The 2,629-nt window shown below is 38.6% G+C and carries 3 protein-coding genes and 1 pseudogene; all 4 read right to left on the reverse strand.

The window, feature by feature from the left end:
- Positions 1-93 precede the first annotated feature (93 nt).
- Positions 94-282: pseudogene (locus EFBL_RS12350) on the reverse strand (disulfide bond formation protein B); the annotation flags it as partial.
- Positions 279-920, reverse strand: a complete 642-nt coding sequence (locus EFBL_RS12355; RefSeq protein ID WP_096182432.1) for a thioredoxin domain-containing protein — start codon at positions 918-920, stop codon at positions 279-281. The gene EFBL_RS12355 and the pseudogene EFBL_RS12350, both read right to left, overlap by 4 nt.
- 106 nt (positions 921-1,026) lie before the next feature.
- Positions 1,027-1,962, reverse strand: coding sequence for a hypothetical protein (locus EFBL_RS12360; RefSeq protein ID WP_096182433.1), 936 nt, complete (start codon positions 1,960-1,962; stop codon positions 1,027-1,029).
- Between the two features lie 60 nt (positions 1,963-2,022).
- Positions 2,023-2,496, reverse strand: coding sequence for a hypothetical protein (locus tag EFBL_RS12365; protein ID WP_096182434.1), 474 nt, complete (start codon positions 2,494-2,496; stop codon positions 2,023-2,025).
- Positions 2,497-2,629 lie beyond the last annotated feature (133 nt).

The following is a 2,629-nucleotide window of genomic DNA, read 5'->3' on the forward strand; positions in this document are numbered from 1 at the left end:
TCAGAGGCGTTGCCTCTAACATGTCGTATATTTCAAAAATAGCTTACATGGGGTCCCCATTTTCTCACAAGGTGGGGACTATTTTACGCTTACGTACGAAGCAATTCCTAAAATCACTGCAAGAGGATACATGAAGATTCGCTGGAACCAACATAGTGTACAAGGTACATATCCCGCCACTTCACTGAAATAAAGGCTTCCTAGAACAGCTACTATGGATATAGACCAAGAAATAATAAGTCCCCACTTGGAGAGAATCGACGCTACCCGTTTTTTTGTCATCTCTGCCTACTAAACTCCTGATCAATACGTTGTTGAATTTTTGTGTAATCAAATGGTGCCACTTCTTTACCTTGTATAAAGATTGTCGGTGTTGAGTGAACTCCGGCTTTTTTTGCCAAGTTTATATCTTCCTGCACGTCACTCGCATACGTTTTCTGTTCAACATTCGTTTTTAGCTTTTCAAGATTGATACCTAGGTTCTCTCTCTCTACCAAGTTAAAAAGAAATGTTGGTGTTGCCCAGTTTTCTGTTTCGCTCTTTTGATTCTTATATACCATTTCATAGTATTTCCAAAAGGCACTATTACTTTGTTTATATATGGACTTTCCTACCAAAGCAGCGGTATCAGATTCGTTAATAATGGGGTAATTCACAAAGAACAATTGTACTTTCCCAGTATCGATGTAATCTTTTTTCATTTTAGGAAGATACTTTTGTGACCAGGCTTTACAACCTGGACATTTAAAATCGGCAAATTCTACAATTTTCACCGGGGCATCTTGACTTCCGAGAAAAGGGAGGTTCTCATATGACACTGTATCCAGATTTTTAGTTGATTCTATCTTTTCCATTTGATTAGGTTTTAGATACAGAAATGTTATGATGGTAGCAACGGTAAGAAGAGAAATCACCAACACCAGGGTTCTTTCCCCTAAATCTTTGTGTGTTGACCAGTCATTATAATGTTCCTCCTAGCAGATATTCAAGTTTCTAGAAGTTAATGAGTTAGAGTCTGTTTCGGTATTATTGTATGGTAATCTTATTCGTAAATCGTACAAGCCAAGGAACACTTTTTATTAGAAAGTTTCCAGATTCGTCTTCAATACGCTCAAATGGACTTTCAATAACCATAGCAATCAATTCATGAGAATTATTGTCCTGGGGGACCTTAGGATTGATAGGTAAACTAATCAATCCAGAAGCAGACGACCGAATAAAAGGGTTTTGTATGGCAACCTGCTCATTATCCAAAAGTAATATAACAGCAAAGTACTGATCTGGTCTTTTAGCCAAAAAGTTGACCCATAATTTATCACTCTCATCACGTTTAATTAGCGTTATGTTTTCCAAAGTATTTTTAGGGTGTTCTTTTGTAACAACGACGATCGAATCAATAGGCCAATTAGAATTTGTTCCTTTAATGTCAGTGAAATTTTTCCTTGGGGAAACATCCGAACCCACAATTAAGGTGATCCTTCTTGCCATAAACATTTGTTCAGGAGCAATAAACCGAGGTTCTTTTAAATGAACTTGAGGTTTTCGAACAGCTAATGCAATAAAGTCATGGCGTCCAACAGTTAATTTTGGAATCGTTATATGAAATTTTATTTCAGATCTTGGAGCAACTTGTAGATTAATAACTGATGTGTCCTGGCCTTCATAGGTGACCGGAATTTGTTTATAGTCGAGGAAAAAAAACAACGCAAACGGATTGCTATCCGGTGAGTCGTTTACAACTCGAAGCTCTGGAAAAAAACTGGCTTCTGGGTCGATTTGAAATGTGTAATATTTTTGTGTTAGTGCTGTGTCATCTGTAAGTGCTAGTCTCATACTCACCATTTGTTTTTTAGGAGGTGCTACAGTTTCTTTTGATTTTTCAAAATTAAAGGGTGATTTTATGCTGGAACATCCGATAACAAAAGAAAGAATAAGGAATAGCATCATCGCTATTTTTTTCATTCCGAATCCCCCTCATAAAGTCTAAAGTCTAAAGGGAGTCAAGAGGACTCCCTTTATAAATTAATATTCGGTGTCTTTGGTGTAAGCCGTATCTACATACCCAAAGTCATTTGTATAATGGTTCGAATCCGAGTAATATGATTTGGTGGAATCGTAGTTTTTAGAATTGTTGGCATAAGCCATAGTAGCCAAAGTTTGTTGATCAGCATTCTGAGCGATTAACGATCCACCTTGATAGAGGTAGTTCGCAACTCCAATGATGTCGACTGGTCGAGCACATTGAGTCTCTCCATAAGAATAAATAGTGGTTCCAAAACGATCACTGATTTTAAAAATGTCCGTGGTTCCGCCGCAAACCGTCCCAAAATATTCGGGTGTTACTTGACCCGGTTCCTTGGGCCCAGTCGTCCATTGAACCTTTTGGGGAGGATCCTGCTGCTTTGTGTTTTTTGAAGGTGCAGCAGCAAATGCACTTACAGAACTAAGGGTCAAAGCACTAGTTACAACAATAACAGTCAACGCCTTTTTGTTCATTAAAGAACCCCTCCTGAGTTTTATTGCACTGCTTGTCAAAAACTGAACGACTACCGGCTAAAGCCGGTAGGTTCCTCTGAGCGACTGAAAGTCGCTGTTCAGGCTAAAGCCTGCTGAAAAGCAACCGGTGGCT

Origin of the sequence: Effusibacillus lacus (assembly GCF_002335525.1) — a bacterium.
Lineage (GTDB): Bacteria > Bacillota > Bacilli > Tumebacillales > Effusibacillaceae > Effusibacillus > Effusibacillus lacus.